This is a genomic window from Hyphococcus aureus (genome assembly GCF_042643165.1).
Taxonomy (GTDB): Bacteria; Pseudomonadota; Alphaproteobacteria; order Caulobacterales; family Parvularculaceae; genus Hyphococcus; species Hyphococcus aureus.
This window is the reverse complement of the sequence record NZ_JBHRSH010000001.1, coordinates 266,074-285,225: the sequence shown is the minus strand read 5'-3', so window position 1 is coordinate 285,225 and position 19,152 is coordinate 266,074. Positions and strand designations below refer to the sequence as shown.

At 55.4% G+C, this 19,152-nt stretch carries 14 protein-coding genes; 13 read left to right on the top strand and 1 reads right to left on the bottom strand.

Annotated elements, in window-relative coordinates:
• The first annotated feature begins 36 nt into the window (after positions 1-36).
• Positions 37-1,566: an alpha/beta hydrolase domain-containing protein gene (locus ACFOOP_RS01255; RefSeq protein WP_379878921.1), complete on the top strand. Its 1,530-nt coding sequence runs from the start codon at positions 37-39 to the stop codon at positions 1,564-1,566.
• A 36-nt stretch (positions 1,567-1,602) separates the two neighbouring features.
• On the opposite strand, the gene ACFOOP_RS01250 is transcribed toward ACFOOP_RS01255, so the two are convergent.
• Positions 1,603-2,481, bottom strand: a complete 879-nt coding sequence (locus tag ACFOOP_RS01250; RefSeq protein ID WP_379878919.1) for a LysR family transcriptional regulator — start codon at positions 2,479-2,481, stop codon at positions 1,603-1,605.
• 423 nt (positions 2,482-2,904) lie between these two features.
• Between ACFOOP_RS01250 and ACFOOP_RS01245 the strand changes: the two genes are divergently transcribed.
• The 12 genes from ACFOOP_RS01245 to ACFOOP_RS01190 all read left to right on the top strand — a co-directional run bounded on the left by ACFOOP_RS01245 (position 2,905) and on the right by ACFOOP_RS01190 (position 19,134).
• Positions 2,905-5,241 carry a TonB-dependent receptor gene (locus ACFOOP_RS01245; protein ID WP_379878917.1) on the top strand — a complete coding sequence of 779 codons (2,337 nt, stop codon included), beginning with the start codon at positions 2,905-2,907 and terminating at the stop codon, positions 5,239-5,241.
• A 202-nt stretch (positions 5,242-5,443) separates the two neighbouring features.
• A complete protein-coding gene (locus tag ACFOOP_RS01240) occupies positions 5,444-6,142 on the top strand; it encodes a nuclear transport factor 2 family protein (RefSeq protein ID WP_379878915.1) in 699 nt (232 codons plus the stop codon).
• Positions 6,143-6,240: 98 nt separating this feature from the next.
• Positions 6,241-7,554 (top strand): spinster family MFS transporter, encoded by a 1,314-nt coding sequence (locus ACFOOP_RS01235; protein ID WP_379878913.1) that lies wholly within the window; start codon positions 6,241-6,243, stop codon positions 7,552-7,554.
• A gap of 64 nt (positions 7,555-7,618) precedes the next feature.
• Positions 7,619-8,245, top strand: a complete 627-nt coding sequence (locus tag ACFOOP_RS01230; RefSeq protein ID WP_379878911.1) for a hypothetical protein — start codon at positions 7,619-7,621, stop codon at positions 8,243-8,245.
• A 30-nt stretch (positions 8,246-8,275) separates the two neighbouring features.
• Positions 8,276-9,925 carry an FAD-binding oxidoreductase gene (locus ACFOOP_RS01225; RefSeq protein ID WP_379878909.1) on the top strand — a complete coding sequence of 550 codons (1,650 nt, stop codon included), beginning with the start codon at positions 8,276-8,278 and terminating at the stop codon, positions 9,923-9,925.
• The gene (locus ACFOOP_RS01220; RefSeq protein ID WP_379878907.1) at positions 9,922-10,329 is read left to right on the top strand and encodes a c-type cytochrome; all 408 of its coding nucleotides are present in this window, start codon (positions 9,922-9,924) and stop codon (positions 10,327-10,329) included. The genes ACFOOP_RS01225 and ACFOOP_RS01220 overlap by 4 nt, the downstream gene beginning before the upstream one ends.
• Positions 10,330-10,376: 47 nt before the next feature.
• Complete coding sequence (locus tag ACFOOP_RS01215; RefSeq protein ID WP_379878905.1) at positions 10,377-10,817, top strand: RidA family protein; 441 nt, start codon at positions 10,377-10,379, stop codon at positions 10,815-10,817.
• Between the two features lie 75 nt (positions 10,818-10,892).
• Positions 10,893-12,245 carry an MFS transporter gene (locus tag ACFOOP_RS01210; RefSeq protein ID WP_379878903.1) on the top strand — a complete coding sequence of 451 codons (1,353 nt, stop codon included), beginning with the start codon at positions 10,893-10,895 and terminating at the stop codon, positions 12,243-12,245.
• Between the two features lie 21 nt (positions 12,246-12,266).
• Complete coding sequence (locus tag ACFOOP_RS01205; RefSeq protein ID WP_379878901.1) at positions 12,267-13,742, top strand: lignostilbene-alpha,beta-dioxygenase; 1,476 nt, start codon at positions 12,267-12,269, stop codon at positions 13,740-13,742.
• 283 nt (positions 13,743-14,025) lie between these two features.
• Positions 14,026-14,625: an RNA polymerase sigma factor gene (locus ACFOOP_RS01200; protein WP_379878899.1), complete on the top strand. Its 600-nt coding sequence runs from the start codon at positions 14,026-14,028 to the stop codon at positions 14,623-14,625.
• Positions 14,618-15,691 (top strand): FecR family protein, encoded by a 1,074-nt coding sequence (locus tag ACFOOP_RS01195; protein WP_379878897.1) that lies wholly within the window; start codon positions 14,618-14,620, stop codon positions 15,689-15,691. The genes ACFOOP_RS01200 and ACFOOP_RS01195 overlap by 8 nt, the downstream gene beginning before the upstream one ends.
• A gap of 269 nt (positions 15,692-15,960) precedes the next feature.
• Entirely contained in the window at positions 15,961-19,134 is a 3,174-nt protein-coding gene (locus ACFOOP_RS01190) for a TonB-dependent receptor (RefSeq protein ID WP_379878895.1), read from the top strand.
• Positions 19,135-19,152: the final 18 nt, after the last annotated feature.

Here is a 19,152-nt window from a genome sequence, read left to right as displayed (position 1 = left end):
TCCGGCTGGCAAGATGGAGCCGGCGGAGAAGATTCCATGTGGGCGAGATTGCCCGTTGCGACAAATGATGGCGCGCCAATCGTTGCCCCCAACCTCGACGAATTTGTTTTCGAGAATTTACAAAGCCCGGTCGTGGCCACACTCAGCTATCCGGCTAACACATTCGATCAGACGCCGTGTGTGTTGACCGTACGGCAGCGTCCACAAGATCAGAGAATTACAATCTCACACGGTGATTGGCGCTTTCTTTCAAATACACAGATTGAGATAATGCGGCCTGCGGGCTTCGATGCAAGCGCCATATATGAGTTCATCTACCCGGCGCGGGACCCAACTGTGATGGGATTGGGATTCGCCGCCGTGCGCGATGTGGTCTCGTTCATGCGATACGAAAACGCTGACGCCGCCGATGCGCCCAATCCTTTGAATCTTGAGGGGCGGCCCGGCATCGACTACGTCCTGGCTTATGGATTGTCGCAATCGGGCCGTTTCCTGCGCGACTTCTTGTATCAGGGTTTTAATGAAGATCTTCACGGCGGAAAAGTTTTCGACGGCGTGATGGCGTGCATGGCCGGATCGCGAAAATCTTTTATCAATTATTCCTTCGCCCAGCCCGGACGCAATGTGCGTCAGCACGAGGACCGGGTGTTCCCGCACGATCAGTTTCCGTTCTCTTATGCGACAACGACCGATCCCATTAGCGGCGTGACTGATGGCATATTGGCGCGATGCGAGACGTCGAAAAACTGTCCAAAAATTATGCAGACCGAAAGCAGCACGGACTTCTTCCACGGACGCGGAAGCTTGTTAGTGACGGACGGGCAGGGCGATGAAATTCCCATACCTGAAAATGTGCGGCTTTATTATTTTGCGGGAGTACAGCATGGCGGTGGTGGAGATCCTGCAGTGGATTATGCGTTATTTGCGCCCGCCAGCAAATACAAACCCAATCCCGCTGACTTTTCGAGTATGCATCGCGCCCTAGTGGACGCTCTTGATCAATGGGTGAGTGAAGATGCGCCTCCACCCCCAAGCCAGTTTCCAAATATGCGTGACGGCTCGCTGGTTTCGGCTTCGGCCGAGAGTTACGGATTTCCTGATATTCCGAATGTGACATATCCGGGCGTGATGAGCGAGCTTAGCCAGATGAATTTTAATGTCATGCCGCCGCAGCCGGTTCCGGGACGAAGTTATGTTGTTATGGCGTCGGCCATTGACGCAGACGGCAATGAGACTGCTGGCGTTCGCGTGCCGGATATTGCCGTTCCGCTCGGGACGCACACTGGGTGGAATGCCCGCCGCGATGGCTATGCTGAAGGGGGAATTTGCGCACTCGGAGCTTATTTTCCTTTTGCGAGGAATAAGAAAGAACGAGTTTTATCGGGCGATCCGCGTCTTTCGATTGAAGAACGATATAAGGATGAAGAAGACTATATTCGTAAAGTTGCGGGCGCTGTGAGACGGCTTTGCGAGCAATGGCTGTTGCTTCCAGAAGATGTTGATCCGCTTATTGAGGAGGCGCGCGGCAAATATCGGCGCGCGATGGGCCACAGTGAGTCAACTTAGCATGCGCGATGGACTGAATGTCAGCGCTGGTATTCTTTATTTGTAAGCCGCTTCCAGAAATTTGAGGAACGTTTTGACCTTGGCTGATATATATGGCCGGTGCGGATGCAGGGCGTAAAGCTTCATTGGGGAGGCGGTTTCTTCCGGAAGCACGAACTCCAAGCGTCCTTCTTTTACATCTTTTTCGATCAACGCTGACGGCATGAAAGCGGGGCCGACGCCGGCAAGCACAGCTATATACAGCAGGGAGGTGCTGGAGCTTCTCATGACGGGTTTAAAGGTGACGCGTTCTCCACTGTGAAACACGACAGCGCCGTTGCTTGGATATGCGGAATAATGAAGCAATGGCCAGCCATCGACGTCTGCCGGTTCGTTCGGGCGCTTCTGACGGTCCAGAAATGCGGGCGTGGCCACCAGCCGGAAGGTGAACGTTGTCAGATGTTTCGCGACCAGGCCTTCCTCGGGCGTATTGGTGACGCGCAGGGCGATATCCAGGTCTTCATATTCTGAAGATGCGCCACGTTCGATTACATCAAAGTCTATTTCAAGATTCACATCCGGGTAAGCGGCGCGGTAATCTGCAATCAAGGAGACGAAGTGCGTGTTGGCGAACCAGGGAGGCGCGCTTATTTTCAGATTGCCCGAAGGCTTGACCGCAGTATTGCGCGCCTGAGCTTCCATTTCATCGACAAGCTCAAGAACGTGGCGCGCTTGCTGTAAATAGATTGAGCCAGCTTCAGTTAGGCTGACATGACGGCTTGTCCGGTTAAGCAACCTTGCTGACAATCGCTGTTCCAGCGTGGCCACATGTTTGCTTACAGCAGAATGTGCAATGTTGAATTTATTCGCCGCAGCCGAGAAGCTGCAGAGCTCAGCAACCGTACAGAAAATGCGCATGCTCAGCAGCGTATCCATGGTTATCGGTCTCATTTCGAGAAAGCTGCGTGCGCAACATATGCGATGATCTCACATCGTCAAGAGCATATTATCTCCCAAAACAAAAATGCAGGCCTGAATGCTGGGCCGCGAACGGGAGGGATGAATGGGGCGGCCGCCACATGGGTCGGGCTGCGAGCGCGCTATACTTTGCGGCGTTTCGCGGTTCGCGTCGATAAGCTTCACTGACGCTTCACTACAAGCGGATCGCCCCTTCCGCCGCGCATTCTTGCGCGATCATAACGCAATCCTCAGCTCAAAAAGAAAACCACTGACCGTCGGTCGGGTCCGCCCTGTTTTTAGGCCCGTTAACCCCTGCGGAGAAGTTTCATGCGCGCCGCGCAAGCGTCTGGCGTGATCAACGAAGCCGATAACGATCGAATATCTTAGGGAGTGTAAAAAATGAAAACGTCGCTTGATCGCCGAATTCCACGCCGGTTTCTCACCGGCGCCTCGTTGACCGCACTGGCTTGCGCCGCTGCATTTGTTACACCGTCAACTGCGCAAGCCGCAGATGAAATTGTCGTGACGGCGCAGTTCCGCAGCCAGAACCTGCAAGATACGCCGATTGCAATCACTGCGCTTACCGGTGAGATGCTTGACGTGCGCGGTCAAACAAACCTGACTGATCTCAGGGCGCCTAACCTCACAGCGGAGCCTGCGCCGGGTATTTTCGGACCTGCGGCGCAGATTTACATCCGCGGCGTCGGCCAGTTTGATTCGAACTTTGCCTTCGAGCCGGGCGTCGGCGTCTATATCGACGATGTCTACTACTCAACCGTCTTCGGCAATTCGTTCGACCTGCTGGATCTTGAACGAGTGGAAGTGCTGCGTGGGCCGCAGGGCACGCTGGCCGGCAAAAACTCCATCGGCGGCGCCGTCAAGCTTTACTCCAGGAAGCCGGACGGAGAAACGTCGGGCTTCATCGAAGCGCAAACCGGCAGCTATGATCTTGCAAGCGTTCGAGCGGCTGGCAATCTGACCATTGTGCCGGACAGGGTTTTCCTTCGGCTTTCCGGCAAGGGAAAGCACGTCAATGGCTATATCGACCGTATCGATTACGCCTGCGCGAATCCGGGCTCGCCGCTGCCTAGCCTGGTCACAGACGATACGGGCGATTGCCGCCTCGGCCGTCTCGGCGGCGGCAACGAAGTTGGCCTTCGCGCGCAGCTTCGCATGCTGCCGGCGGATAATCTTGAGATCAATCTTTCGGCCGATTATTTCGACAGTTCAGGCGATCCCGGCGCGAGCATCCTGATCGAAGCGCGCGCCGCGGCAAACGAACTCAACGGCGTTATGTACGGGCCGCAATTCGAGTCCCCCAACCCCTACACCAGCTACGCCACCTATCGCGGCACCGCCACGTCGAGTTATGATGCGATTGCAAAGAGTGAGCTTACCTCATGGGGGCTCGCCGGAACGATTGATTTCGATCTTACCGAAAATCTGCAATTTACGTCGATCACGTCATATCGGGAAGCCGAATCCTATTTCGTGGTCGATAATGACGAAAGCCCGATCCCGAAGAGTGAATCGATCGGCAAGCCGACACAAAATCAATTTACGCAGGAAGTCCGGCTGAACGCTACTCTTGGAGAGCTGATTGATCTGACTGTTGGCGGATATTACTATGAGGGCAACGCCGTACAAGGCGGGCGAAACCTGATCGGCTCGATCGGCGCAGACTTCGTTACGGCGGATGATGTCGATTCAGAGAGCAAATCCGTCTTTGCGCACGCAATCGTTCATGTCACAGAAGACCTCAATGTGACGGGCGGTGTTCGATACACCGACGACACCAAGACGTTCACTCATACGCGTTCTCTGGTTGACGGTGGATTTAGTCCGGCGGTGAATCCGATTGACGGGAGAAGCGCGACTTTCGCGAAGGATATCGTGGATTACCGGGCTGTCATCGATTACCGGTGGTCTCCGTCCTTCTTCACTTATGCTCAATTCTCAACCGGGTTTAAAGGCGGCGGCGTCAATCCTCGCGTGTTCTTCCCGAACCAGGTGGTGCCGTTCGAAGAAGAGAAGGTGAAAGCCTATGAAATCGGCTTCAAGAGCAATTTCCTTGACAACACCGTCCGGTTGAATGTTGCAGGCTTCCTGAATGACTACACGAATATTCAAATTCAGACGAGCACGCCATTTTTCAACGTCAATCTTCCCGTAAATGACGATATCACGTCGCCGGATTATAACCCGGCTGCGGGCTCGTTCCCGGCCTCTGTGTTCCTGAACGCCGGCGACGTTCGTCAAAAGGGCGGAGAAGCGGAATTAAGTTATGCGCCCAACGACCGACTGCTGATTGAAGCGAGCGTCAGCTATCTGAAAGGCAAGTACACCGAGCTTTTGCCGCAAGCGACGGCTTCCAGTTTGACATTGGATATGGAGCTACCATTTGCGCCGCACTGGCAGACGGATTTAGGCATTCAATATGAGTTTCCGGTTGGCAGCGGTTCGTTGACGCCGCGCCTCGATTATCACTACCAGTCAGGTAGTTTCGGCGGCGCAGTCAACGATCCTCGCAACCGGCTTGAATCCCGCAACATTCTCGATGCGCGGTTGACTTATCGCACTGCTGACGAGGATTGGGAGGCGTCAATCGGGGTCAGCAATCTGACGGATGACTTCTTCTACTACTCGAAGTTCGATATTTTTGCGGCTGCAGGTTACGTAACAGGGACGCCGTCAAGGCCGCGTGAATGGTTCTTGACCGTCAAGCGGAACTTCTAACGAAGCGCCGAGGGGAGAGAAGGATCGCCCATGCGCGCGGGACGCGCATGGGCGTTGCAGCGCAGGAAGGTTCGGCGTTTTCGGCGCTCCGGCAGTCAAGCTTCCGATGCAGAGCGGATTTCCGCATAGGCGCCGCTCATAGTTGGCCCGATTTGACGGATCGCCATCAGTAAACGCAACGTATAAACTAAGGAGACGCCAGGTGGATAAAATTGACCTTCTTCTCAAGAAAAACGAAGAGCTCGAGGATAGGCTCGACAAGCTTGAAGATGTCAACGCCATCAAACGGATTCATTTTTCTTACGGCTACTATATCGACTATTGCCACTATGATGATGTCGTAAATCTCTTCGCCGAAGATGGAGAAGTCGTATTCCTTTCCGGCGTCTACAAAGGGCACGCCGGTGTGCGCAGACTTTATTGCGAGTGGATCCAGCAACTCTTCAATCAAGGGCGTGAAGGCCCCGATGATGGGTTTCTGTTCGATCACATTCAGATGCAAGACGTCATCACCGTCGCCGACGATCGCAAGACCGCCAAGGGCCGTTTCCGCGGCATCCTGCTCGGCGGTTCGCACGACATCCGCAAATACAAGCCGGAAGGCGTGCCGCAGCAATTCATGGAATCGGGCATTTACGAAAACGATTATGTCCGTGAAGACGGAGTCTGGAAGATCAAACGGCTCGACTATGTGCTTCAGTGGCAGGCGGATTATGAGACAGGCTGGGCCCATACGGACTCCCATCTCCACCCGGCGCAGGTGCTTTATCCGGAAGATCCGCTGGGCCCAGATTATTTCACGGGCGAAAAGCGCGAAACCTGGCCTTATCGTCAGGATATGCCGGTGCATTATGCGCATCCGGTGATCGCAAAGGCGTTGTCGAAGCAAGACAAGTCCTGACAGCATGCATGGCCGGACGGAAAAGATCGGATGTGAGGGCTGGCTGCTGTCGGCGCGCAAGTCTCCGTATAATCGAAGCTGGCGGCTCAGGTGCTTGCATGACAGTTGATGCAAGGTCGGATCTCCAGAATGATTGGCGCCCCAAAACTATTTATGCTTTGGGCTTTCTCACGCTGATCGCGACGTTTAATTATCTTGATCGCTCGCTCCTTGGTCTCGCGCTTCCTGAAATCAAGGCGGAGATGCACGTCTCCGACACCGTGCTTGGCCTTGTCAGCGGGTTGGCCTTCGTCCTTTTTTATTCGATCCTTGGCGTGCCAATCGCCTGGGCGGCCGACCGGTATAACCGGCGTAATATCATCGCTATTGGGTTTGGCTTCTGGAGTCTGATGACAATGTTGTCGGGCTTTGTCGCCAATATCTGGCAACTGGCGATCGCCCGCTTTCTCATGGGCGCGGGCGAGGCGGCGGGGCTGTCGCCCTCTGCGTCGGTTATTTCTGATCTGTTTCGTGCCGAACGCCGTGCGCTGGCGCTGGCGATCTTCGGCACATCAAGCGCGATCTCGGGTATCGTCTTCTTTCCCATCGTCGGCTGGATCGGCGATATTCATGGGTGGCGCGCGATGTTCATCGCTGCAGGCATTCCAGGGGTTTTGCTCGCGCTGTTGTTTGTCCTGACGGTGCGCGAGCCTGTGCGCGGTGGGAAGGAAGCCGTCGCAACTGCGTTTCAGACCAGCACCGTATTAGAGACGGCGCGCTTCCTGATGCGTTCGCGCACCTATCTTTTGCTTGTCGCCGGTTCGACATTTATGGGCGCTAACCTTTACGCCGCCGCCGCATGGGCGCCGACATTTCTGTCACGCGTGCATGGCATGAATTTGACGGAGATCGCCTCGGTGATCGGTATTGTTCGCGGCGGCGTGGCCGTGCTCGGCATCATCGCCGGTGGGCTGCTGATCGACCGGCTTGGCCGTAACCGTCCAAAAATGCGCGCGCGCATCCCGGCGATAGCCTGCTTCATCGCCGGCCCTGCGGAGGCGGTGTTTCTGTTAAGCGACCCGGCTTTTCTGTGGATGCCCGCTTTCATCGTTTCGAGTTTTTTCGTGCTTGTCTATCAGGGGCCTGTATTCGCGCTGGGGGTGAGTGTTGTTCGGCTTCAGATGCGGGCGATTGCGACCTCGATCATGGTCTTCTCTACGGGACTGCTGGGGCAGATTTTTGGACCGCTTATTGTTGGCATGCTGAATGATGCGCTGACGCCTGAGCTTGGCGCGACCGCGATACGCTATTCGCTGCTTTTGGGGGCGGTGACGCCGGTGCTGGCCGGCGTGATGTTCTGGCTCGCCGGTGAAAAGCTGGAAGCGGATGGCGCGCTTGTTGAATTAAAGGCTGAGCCTGAACCGGCCCGTTAGGCTGGTTATTTTTGTGTTGTGAAGATGCGCCGCCGCCAAGGCGCTGAAGCAAAAAAGGTAGGAAATGGTGCTGCGGCGAGACGTTCTTGTGGGAGGCGGAATAGGCATTGCAACCTTCGGCTCCGCCATGGTTTCCGGCAGGGCCTTCGGCGCTGAACAAATGCCCGTATCTCATGACGTGAGTTTGTTCCTGATCGATTCGTCAATCGACGGCGCGGCGGACGCGGCATCGGTGGCGGCAAGGGGCAGCGTCTCTATTCTTCGGTACACAGGCGACATTGGCGCGCCATGGATCGATCATCTCGAACCGTCCTGGCGCAATGCTCCGCGACCTGTCATCGGGGTTACTTTTGCCGGCGCGTTCTTTTGTCTGGAACAACTTGCGCGGTCTTATGGGCTGGTCTGCACGTTCCGGTCATCGCTTCCCATGACCGGGCAGACTGGTTCCTTAAGTCCTTTCGCCTCTGTCAACCGCAACATCTTCGCGATGTCGGCCGGTGAGAACATGGCGATTGGAGCGCTCTTTTCTTCGGCGCTGCACTTGGCGGCGCTTCCCGTCATACGCGGGCGCAAAGCAATAGCCGTCAATCAAAGCGAAGCTGGCGACACGCCGCTCCTTTGGTTGTTGCAGCCGCTGGGCGCCCGCGACACCCCCGGATCGAAGCGCGCAATTGCAATGGCGAAATCGTGAATTCTCGTAACGGCGTTTCAAGGGCAGACGATGCTTTTACCTCCTGACGTCAGCCAGTCGCAGTTTGATGAGGCGATCAATTCGTTCAAACGGGCGATCGGGTCCGAGTGGGTGTTTACGTCTGAAAAAGATGTCGGCCTTTATCGCGACGCTTATTCTCCTTTCTGGGGTGAGCCGGAAGAACGGCGGGCGTCGGCAGCCATTGCGCCGGCCAGCGTTGAAGAAGTTCAGGCCGTCATGCGCATCGCCAACGAAAATTCGGTGCCGGTCTATCCGATCTCCACAGGAAAGAATCTTGGCTATGGCGGCTCGGCGCCAGCTCTATCGGGCAGCGTGGTTCTCGATCTCAAGCGGATGAATCGCGTGCTTGATATTGATGAAGAGAACGCCTCTGTGCTTGTGGAGCCCGGCGTCAGCTATTTCGATCTTTATCGTGAAATCCGCGCCAGCAAGGCCAAGCTCTGGATCGATTGTCCGGACCCTGGCTGGGGCAGCCCGATCGGCAATGCGCTGGATCGCGGCGGCGGCTATACGCGCGCGCAGTTCCGTAATCATTTCGACGCCCATTGCGGAATGGAGGTTGTCCTGCCGAATGGTGAGTTGTTGCGCACCGGCATGGGCGCGCTTCCAAACGCAAAGACATGGCAACAATACAAGCCGGGCTTTGGGCCATGGATTGACGGGATGTTTTCCCAGTCAAATTTCGGGGTCGTCACTAAGATGGGTTTCTGGATGATGCCGGAGCCCGAAGCTTGCCTCATCGGACGGTTCTACGCCGACAGGTATGAGGATCTGTCCGATCTCGTCCGCATTGTCACCCATCTGGAGAACACCGGAATCGTCAATGGCATGCCGGGTTTTGGCAGCCCCCTATTGCAGCGGCGGGTTCCGGCGGATCCGCAAGGCGCCGACCCGAATGATGCAAGGACCGTCGATCGGGCGTTGCATGATGCGTTTTATAGCGGCGACGAGACCGCCCGCACCCTGATCGCGGAGCGGGTAAAATCAACCGGCAAAAGCTGCTGGAGTGCGCTGGTCAAATTCTACGGGCCGGAACGCATGGTCCGCCTGCAATGGGAGCTAGCCAAGGAGAAATTTTCGGAAATCAAACATATCAAAATTGGTGAGCCGGAGATTTACGGGTTCCCCCTGTCGGACGCCGATCTGGAAAAAGTGCACAAGCCGACTTTCGGCATCCCGAGCCTGTCAGTCTTCAATTATGGCATCCGCACCGAGGGCAGGCCGGAACCGCTCGACGGACATCAGGCGTTTTCGCCCGTCATCCCGCGCACAGGCGAGGCGATTTTCGAAGCGAACAAAGTGTTTGCGGAAATCTTCAAAGAAGAAGGGCTGCCGGTTCCTCCCTTTGGTCTTCCCGGCTGCGTCTGGGAGCGGACATTGATGATGATCTTCGTGTTTCCAACATCGAAGGACCCAGCGGTAAATCAAAAATACCGCCGCGCCTTTCATAAGCTTATCCCGCGCGCCGCCGAGCGGGGCTGGGGGGAATACCGCACGCCGGTCGCCTATTACGACGCAGTCATGGACACCTATTCCTTTAGCGATCACGCGCTGCGCAGATTTCATGAAACGATAAAGGACAGTCTTGATCCGAATGGAATTGTCTCGCCTGGCCGCTACGGCATCTGGCCGCGACGCAACCGAGGGGATGCGCGGTGAACAAGACTGTGATGATCGCGCTGGCGGCAAGCGCCGTCATTATTGTTGGCCTCGGTGTAAAATATTTTGCTGCGCCTGAAGTCAATGGCGCCATCGTCATTCAGGCGGAGGAGGCCGCAATCGCTTCGCCTGACACCACCGACATTAAAAACGGCGAAGATGTCTATGATCACTGGTGCGCGGCTTGCCACGATCCGGGGCCCGGCCACCCTGGCACGCAATCGCTCGCTATTAAATATGGCGGCGAACGCCCGGCTGCGCTGGAAGAACGAACCGATCTTTCGCCGGAAATCACAGCCTATTTTGTCCGCAACGGCTACGCTTTGATGCCGTTCTTTCGCAAGACCGAGATCAGCGATGCGGACCTGCGGGACCTGTCCGCTTATCTGGCGCGAGGGGAATAGGTTTGCGGTTGAAACTCACAAGGAGACTTGGCGCGATGGTTGTATGTATGACGAGCTTACTGGCCACGCCAGCCAGCGCAGAGAAAGTGAAACATTTCCCGCCGGTCGGACCCAAGCCCGCCGGCGTGCCCGCTGACGCGAAACCGCCTTTCAGTTCCGCCGTTCTCGCTGGCGACACGCTTTATATCGCCGGCGTCTTGGATGTGGACCCGGCGACAGGAAAGCCCGGCGCCACAAGGCGTGAACAGATCAGACTGGTCCTCGATGCGCTTAAAAACTCTGTCGAGGCTGCGGGGTTCGAGATGGATGATCTCGTCTGGGTGCAGGTTTTTACAACCGATCTCGACTCGTTCAACGAATTCAGCGCGATCTATGACGAATATTTCAGCGGGCCTTTGCCCGCGCGAACCTTTGTCGGTGTGGCCGGGCTGATGGGCGGCGCAAATTTCGAATTGAACGGCGTCGCTGTCCGCAATTCAGACAATTAAAACGCAGCAGCCATAATTGGGGCGCGTTATCCGATGGCGGACAGTCGATAAGATGGACACAGAAAGAACGCGTCGATGACAGAGGCGACATTACGAGGTCAACCGAAAATCCTCGACCTGTCCGACTTTCTTGCAAACAGAAAGTTCAACCGGTTTCATACCACGCTGATTATCCTGTCCTGCCTAGTGACCTTTTTTGACGGCGTCGATTTTGGCTTGATCGCCTATGTCGCGCCCTACATCCGTGATGAGCTGCATCTTACATCGGATGAAATCGGGCTGGTTTTTTCATCGAGTATTGTAGGGCAGATCGTCGGTGCGTTGATCTGCACCTATATCGCTGATCGTATTGGCCGCAGGCCGGTGATTATCGTCTGCACTGTGCTCGCGTCCCTTCTCACCATCGCTATGGGCTTGTCGACCAGCTTTGAGCAGCTTTTGATCGTCCGGTTGCTTGGCGGAATGACGATCGGAGGGCTGCTGCCTGTCGCATGGGCGCTCAATATCGAAGCGATGCCTTCGGCCCGGCGCGCGACTGCGGTGGCGCTGGTTATGTTCGGGTTTACGCTGGGCGGAAGTTTCGCAGGCCCCCTGACGAACCTGATTGCGCCGGCTTATGGCTGGGAAATGGCGTTTATCGCCGCCGGCGCCATGACATTGTTGATGGCCATTATCCTTGTAAGGACTTTGCCGGAATCGGCCCGGTTTCTGGCCAGCCGCAGCGCTTCTTTTGAAAAAATCGCGCCGATCCTGCAAAGGGTCGATCCCGCTTTCAATCCCTCGCAATATGAAGGCTATGTGTTGACCGATGAGAAGCGGGCGGAGAAAAATTTTAACCCTGTCGACCTGTTTCGCGGACCGCTTCTTTTCATAACGCCATTTATCTGGGGCAGTTATTTTTTCAGCTCCATCGCCGCGTATCTCGGGGCGCTTTGGGGGCCGATCTTTTTTGAGCAACTGGGAATGGCGCGCGACCATGCTGCTCTTCTTGGCGCCTCCAGCGGTTTGGCGGGGGCGGTGTTAAGCGTCGTTCTGCTTCGCTTTACGGAAATTCGGGGGCCCGCCTGGGTGGCTCTGTTCCCGCTTCTCGCGACGCCGTTTTTCCTCCTCATTGGCGTTGGGGTCTTGGGGCCGGCGATGCTGGCGCCGGTTATCTTCACCGGGATGGTCCTCAAATATGGAGGTCACGGTTGTGTCGTCTCGATCATCGGGCTGTTCTATCCGTCCGCTATCCGTTCGAACGCAGGCGGATGGGCGAATGCGGTCGGAAAAGCAGGCGGCGTTCTAGGTCCCATAATCGGCGCCTATTTCGTATCGAGCGCAGACGATGTCCTCGGCGCCTATTTTGTGCTGGCGGGGTGCACGCTGCTCGTAGCGGTTTGTGTCTTTGGTTTGTCCAAGGTTGTCGCTCGAAACATACAGAGCTAAAATTTCAAGAAAGGATTACAGATGGCGCATTTTCCAAACAATCCGGGCTTTACAGGCGCGATGCGCCCTCTCCGGCTGCAAGGCGATATTCTCGATCTGGAGTTGGAAGGGGAAATGCCTTCGGAAATTGACGGCGCCTTTCATCGTGTGCATCCGGATACACAATTCACGCCCAGGGAAGAAAACGACCAGTTTTTCAATGGCGATGGCATGGTCAGCATGTTCCGGGTGCGCAATGGAAAAGTGGATTTCAAGCAACGCTATGCGCAGACCGATAAATGGAAGCTGGAAAACGCGGCCGGAAAATCCTTGTTTGGGGCGTATCGAAATCATTTAACTGATGATCCGTCAGTCAAGGGACAAATACGCGGCACGGCGAATACAAATGTCATGGTGCATGCCGGGAAACTCTTCGCCATGAAAGAAGACAGCCCCGCTTTGTTGATGGATCCCAATACGCTCGAAACATTCGGCTACACGGATTTTGACGGGAAGCTCGAAAGCAAGACGTTTTGCGCTCACCCTAAAATCGATCCGGCGACGGGCAATATGTGTGCGTTTTCATATATGTCCAAAGGTCCGCTGACGCTGGACATGTCCTATATGGAAATCGATTCTGATGGGAAATTGCTGTTTGAAATACCGTTCAGGAATAAATATTTGTGTATGATGCATGATTTTGGCGTCACCGAGGATTACGCCGTCTTCAACGTCATGCCGTGCATCACAAACATGGAACGGCTTGAACGCAATATGCCGTATTTCGGCTTCGATCATTCCATGCCGGTCTGGCTCGGTGTTCTGCCTCGTAAGGAAGGCGCCACTGAAGCAGACATGCGGTGGTTCCAGGCGCCTGGAAACTGTTTCACAGGACACGCCATGAACGCCTTTAACAATGGGACCAAGATACATTACGACCTCGCGATCGCAGCCAAGAACAGTTTTCCATTTTTTCCGGATGTGACCGGCGCGCCGTTCGATCCTGTCGGCGGCATGAGTTATCTCACACGCTGGACCGTTGATCTTTCATCGAACGCTGACGGCTTTGAAAGCGTAGAAAAGCTGACTGAGCAGGCGGATGAATTTCCCCGCATTGACGACCGCTATGCGACGCGCGCTTATCGCCATGGCTGGATGCTCGTCTTCGATGTGTCGAAGCCATATGACGGGCCGGGCGGCGCCTTCATGGCGATTACCAACAGTCTTTGTCACAAGGATCACGCCACCGGCGCGGAAAAGACATGGTGGGCCGGGTCGCAATGTGCGCTTCAGGAGCCGTGCTTTATTCCCAGACATGCGGATGCGCCCGAAGGTGACGGGTATATTGTGGCTCTGATCGACAATCATGTGACGAACTATACGGATTTGGCGTTCTTTGACGCGCAACGCGTTCATGAAGGGCCGATCGCTCGCGCCAAGCTGCCAATCCGCATCAGACAGGGGCTGCATGGAAACTGGTCAACCGGCGATCAGCTTTCCAAGACAAAGGACCATTAACGCCCGGCGCATTCGCCAGCGCAAGGATAGCTTATACGGGCCAGAAAATGACGACCTCGGGCCAAAGAGCCAGCGGCAATGCAGCGAGCGCGTGGCTGCAGCAATAAAAATGCACGCCCTTTGTTTAGACGTTTCAGAATCGCAAATGGCCGAGCGTTTTAAAAACAATTTTTAAAAAATTCGAAGGTGGCTGGATAATGCAGAAATTTTACCGCCTAATATGACGTTAAGACCGGGTTATGAGCGTAGATTTTGGCATATGTCTAAGATATTTGGGGCGTTTTTGAACAATGAGACCGCAATCCGGCGGATTTTTGCGCGATACTTCCGCCGCGAGGAGGATGTCGAAGATCTCACCCAGGAGGTGTTCATCAAATGTTTCGCTGCTGAGATGAAGACGGAGATTCTTGAGCCTAAAGCGTTTCTGCTCAGGTCCGCCAAAAACCTGGCTTTCAGCGAATTGAAAAAAAAAGTCCGGACAACCACCGATTCTATCGAAGATTCGGGGGGGTCAGACGTCTATATGGACGAAGCAGGGATCTCAGCGGAAACCCAGCTCGACACCCGGAGGAAACTAGCGGCCCTGTCGCAGGCTATCGCCAGCTTGCCGCCTAACTACCGCAGGGCCTTTTGGATGCGGAAAATTGAGGATTTGAAGCTCGCGCAGATTGCAGCGAGGCTTGACGTGTCGGTAAGTACCGCGAAGAAGCATGTGGCTGAGGCCCTGTTGATGTGTGAGGCTCATCTGCGCAAGCAGGGGTATGAGCCAGGAGAATTCGGCGCGATTCCTGCTGTAAAAAGCGGGCGTCCAAGCGGTGATGGCGCGGTATACGCAATCGCCGGTTGTGTTGGCGGCGCCAGTGAAAGCGATAGTGATGCGTAAGTCTGAAACACTTTCAACGATGCCGGATCAAAAGAGCATCGACGCCGAGGCGGCCGATTGGTTGGTTCGCCTCGAGGAGGATAATGTCTCCGCCGCCGATCGCGTTGCCTTTCTGGCGTGGCGCGGCGCCAGCGCCCGGAATCGGGAGGCCTTTGAACGGCTCTTGAAGTTGTGGGGCGCGTTTGATGAAGCCAAGGTGCTGGCGGATTACGCTGTTTCTGACGAAAATACGGAGTTGCTCGCCAAGGACGCCGCGCGGGCGCGATTGGGAGTCTTTGGGCGACGGTCCGTTCTCACCGGTATCGCGGCGTCGGTGGCGGTGCTTGGCGCTGTAGGTCTGTCGATTGTTATTAAAAGCAATCTTTCCAATCCTCACCGCAATTCATTTGAAACTGCGATCGGCGAACAGCAGACAATTGATTTACCCGATGGGTCTGTCATTGAGCTCAACACCAATAGTCATGTCGAATACGTTTATCTTAAAGACACCCGTGATATTCGGTTGTTGCGCGGAGAGGCGTATTTCGAAGTCGCTTCCGACAAGGATCGGCCTTTTACGGTGCAAACGCCCGGAGGGCGTGTTGTGGCCGTGGGCACCGCCTTCACGGTTCGCCTCAATAATGACAGTGAAATGGATGTGCTTGTCTCGGAAGGCAAGGTTGTCTTTCTTCCGGAAAAAACGCCGGCGCTGCAGCAGGAAATTACGGTTACGCCGCAGTCTGCCACTGCGGTTAGCGCTGGGCAGACGGCCATAATCAAAAACGATGTTGAGAGTGTCGATATAATTGAGCCGGAGGCGCTTGCCCGCAAGCTATCTTGGCGGCAAGGGGTTCTGGCGTTTTCCGGTGACCCCCTGGCGGATGTGATCGCCGATGTGGGGCGTTACACCGATATTGTTATTGAGATTGACGATCAAACGCTTCGGGACCTGCCGGTGTCCGGCTATTTTAAAATTGGCGAAGTCGATGAAATGTTCGAGGCGCTTGAGATCATGGCCGGCCTTCAGGCGGAACGGGTCAGCGCCAAAAAAGTGCGTCTTGTGAGAATGGCTGAGGCGGGTGAATAAAGAGCTTCGCCAGTTTTTTGTCATTGCGTCATGCGGAAACAACATGTGGATGGCAAGCGATGAAAAGCCGGACGAAGCTGATAAAAAAATAAAAACGACTGAGGGAAGAAACGCAGCCAGGACCGAAGTAATAAAAATTACATAAAAATCGGAAGGATGGTCGGCTGTTTTGGTTTTTGAAAAGTCTTATCCAGCGAGGCCGGATTGAATATCTCCAGCGTGTGCTGTTGGCAGGGCCAATAGGCGGGGATTGGCTGGGTTTGGGGCAAATGAACGTACTCTGCCGAGTGTTGGCGGTGACTGTCTTGTTTGCGTCAAGCGCGTTCGCTCAGGATTCTAATGATCGATATGAGTTCCATATCGAGCGCTGTACTCTTGGCGTTGCGCTTGATCAGTTTGTTGAGTTAACTGGCGCCAGACTCATCTATCCTGAAGAGCTTGCAAACGAAGGCGGGGTAAATCCCGTCATCGGTCAGTACACGGTTGAAGAAGCACTCGTAGCGTTGCTCGACGACACGGAGTTTTCCGGCGGCCTTACACAGGGCGGGGTGATAGTCATCTCGCTCCGGAAAAGCGCAAAGCTGGAAAGACGAGGGGCAACTGTGTCAAAACAGAATGTAAAACGATCATTGTTGGGTGGCGTTGCGGCGCTATTCAGCGCCGGAGGCGTGTTTGCGCAAGATCCGGCAACGGAACAGGCGGATACGGTGGTCGTCACCGGTTCGCGCGTCGCCCGGACCGGATTTGATACGCCGACGCCGACAACGGTGATTTCAAGCGACCAGATCATGCAAACCGGGCTTATCGACACCGGTTCGATCATTATGCAGAACCCGCAGATCAGCGTTGGTCTCGGGTCTTCAAACGATACGTTTAACCGCGATATCGGCTCGAGCTTCATCAATCTCAGGGGTCTCGGCGAGAACCGTACGCTGGTCCTTATTGACGGCCGCCGCCGGGTTTCCGGCTCTCGCGAAGGCTCGCAGGTCGATCTTTCCTCAATCCCCCCCGGCATGATCGAAAGCATTGAGATCATCACCGGCGGCGCCTCGGCTGTTTACGGCGCTGACGCGGTTTCGGGCGTTGTCAACGTCAAGTTGAAGAAGGATTTTGAAGGTCTTGAAGCCACAGTTCGCGCAGGAATCTCCCAGGAAGGCGACGCTGAAACCTATGCCGCTTATTTGAATGGCGGCGGCGAATTCGCTGGCGGCAAGGGTTATGCAAGTTTCGGCCTTTCCGCACAGGAATCAAAAGTACTCAAATATACGGATCGCGATTACGCTTCCGGCGACGGCGCGTTCACTTTCGTCAACAACCCGGCCAATACCGGCCCGGATGACGGCATTCCTGATCGCCTGATCATTTCCGATCCTCATTCGGTCTCGATTTCTTATGAGCCGACTTTTGTTATTGGCGATCAGCGCTATTTCTATGACGGCGGCGTTGTGGCTTTGAGCAACCCCAATTGCTACGGCAATAGCTGCTCGGGCGGTCCATATGGCTATAATAACAAGGAACGCAATCTGCGCACGCCGCGGACTGTTTTCTCGGCGATCTCCAATATCAGCTATGAAGTTGCGCCTTCCGTACGGTTTGTCGCCGGTGTTGATTTCTCCTTCGCGGAAACAAAGACGAACGGTCAAAGCTTTTTCGATTCCGGGATTGTTCTCGACCGCAACAACCCGACAATACCGGACGAAATCACTGCGTTGATGGATGCAAATGGATTGACCTCGCTTACGGTCGGCACCGAGCAGGAAGATCGTCTTGGCAACAAGCAGTATGACAACTCGCGCTACACCTTCACCACCGATGTCGGGTTTGAAGGTGAAATCGCTGACCGGTTCAACTGGGAAGTCTTCTATCAGTATGGCCGTCGCACCCAGAACTACTCGATTGCGAATACCCGTATCGAGGCGCGTTACTTCCAGGCGGTCGATGCGATTTCGGATGGTATGGGCGGCGCCATGTGCGCTGATGCTTCGGCTGTGGCCGCTGGTTGTGTGCCGCTCAATCTCTTTACGGGCGGGATGATTTCAGAAGAAGACAAGGCGTATTATTCTTATACGCTGTCACGCAAGGTCGAAAACGAACAGGCGGTCGCCGGTTTCCAGATCACCGGTCCGTTGATTGAGCTTCCTGCTGGTCCACTTAGCGTCGCTCTTGGCGCCGAATATCGCAAAGACAAGCTGGCGGCGCAGGATGACGGTCTCGCCGCCCGCGGCGAGCTCTATCGCACCGACAACGGCGCGCAGCCCGTTGAAGCCAGCACTTCGGTAAAAGAAGCGTTCATCGAAGCGGTGGCGCCGATTTTTGCAGACCAGTTCCTGGCGAAGTCGCTGGAAATCGAAGGCGCAATGCGGTTTTCCGACTACAGCAGCATTGGCTCCACGCTCGCCTGGAAACTTGGCGGCAGCTGGGCGCCGAGTGAGGATATCCGCTTCCGCGTCACTCGTTCGAAGAGTGTTCGGGCGCCGAACATTGTTGAGCTGTATGGTCCGCAAAGCCGGGGCACGTTGAACATCGCCAACGATCCTTGCGACGCCAGCCAGATCAATCTCGGCTCGCCGAGCCGTGTCGCGAACTGCCGTTCCTATGGCGTGCCAGTGGGCTGGACTGATCCGGCGTCGACGCTTGCTCTGTTGACCGTCATCGGCGGCAATGAAAATCTGACTGAAGAAACTTCGAATTCCTGGACATTCGGCGGGGTCATCACGCCCAGCTTTGTGCCGGGCCTTCGTATTTCTGCTGACTACTGGACCATCGACATTGATGACGCCATCCAGACCCTGGACGGCAACAAGATCGTCGACAACTGCGTCGACTCACCCAGCCTCGACAATGTCTTCTGTCCGCTCGTGACGCGCGGCAACTTCCCGGGTCTTGCCGATCCGTATGTTGTCTCGCGGATTGACCTTCGTCAGGTCAATATCGGGAAGCTCTCCGCCAAAGGCATCGACTTCTCCGCGGCTTACGGGTTCGATCTTGAAGATGTTTCCGGTTCGCTTTCCGGCGGGCTCGGCTTCAATCTTTCGCTCGTGTATCTCATGGAGCTGGAAGAGCTTGTTGATGCAACCGATCCATCCTCCCTGCAAATCGAGGACGGTGAATATGACGATCCGACCTGGCGCGGCCGTTTCTCGGCGAGTTATAACCTCGACGATCTGACGGTCGTGTGGAATATGCGTTATGTCGGTTCGGCTGAACTCGATGTTCAACGTACGGATGAGTACAATGTCAGCGGCGTTCCTTCGCGGCTCTACCATGACCTGTTTGTTGGTTATGAGCTGCCGGATCAGGGCGTCACCCTGCAAGTTGGCATCAACAATCTGCTGAACACACATCCGCCGCGCCTGCCGAGCGTCTATGCCGGTACGTTCGACGGCTCTCTCTATGAAAATGTAGGCCGGAACTTCTTCGTCGGTGTGACGAAGTCCTTCTAGCCCTGCATGACGAGTTGG

Bases quoted from the DNA above. Each gene is read 5' to 3' on its own strand.
- ACFOOP_RS01255 (WP_379878921.1), top strand. From the start codon at position 37: ATGTGGGCGAGATTGCCCGTTGCGACAAATGATGGCGCGCCAATCGTT.
- ACFOOP_RS01250 (WP_379878919.1), bottom strand. From the start codon at position 2,481: ATGGATACGCTGCTGAGCATGCGCATTTTCTGTACGGTTGCTGAGCTC.
- ACFOOP_RS01245 (WP_379878917.1), top strand. From the start codon at position 2,905: ATGAAAACGTCGCTTGATCGCCGAATTCCACGCCGGTTTCTCACCGGC.
- ACFOOP_RS01235 (WP_379878913.1), top strand. From the start codon at position 6,241: ATGACAGTTGATGCAAGGTCGGATCTCCAGAATGATTGGCGCCCCAAA.
- ACFOOP_RS01230 (WP_379878911.1), top strand. From the start codon at position 7,619: ATGGTGCTGCGGCGAGACGTTCTTGTGGGAGGCGGAATAGGCATTGCA.
- ACFOOP_RS01225 (WP_379878909.1), top strand. From the start codon at position 8,276: ATGCTTTTACCTCCTGACGTCAGCCAGTCGCAGTTTGATGAGGCGATC.
- ACFOOP_RS01215 (WP_379878905.1), top strand. From the start codon at position 10,377: ATGACGAGCTTACTGGCCACGCCAGCCAGCGCAGAGAAAGTGAAACAT.
- ACFOOP_RS01210 (WP_379878903.1), top strand. From the start codon at position 10,893: ATGACAGAGGCGACATTACGAGGTCAACCGAAAATCCTCGACCTGTCC.
- ACFOOP_RS01205 (WP_379878901.1), top strand. From the start codon at position 12,267: ATGGCGCATTTTCCAAACAATCCGGGCTTTACAGGCGCGATGCGCCCT.
- ACFOOP_RS01195 (WP_379878897.1), top strand. From the start codon at position 14,618: ATGCGTAAGTCTGAAACACTTTCAACGATGCCGGATCAAAAGAGCATC.
- ACFOOP_RS01190 (WP_379878895.1), top strand. From the start codon at position 15,961: ATGAACGTACTCTGCCGAGTGTTGGCGGTGACTGTCTTGTTTGCGTCA.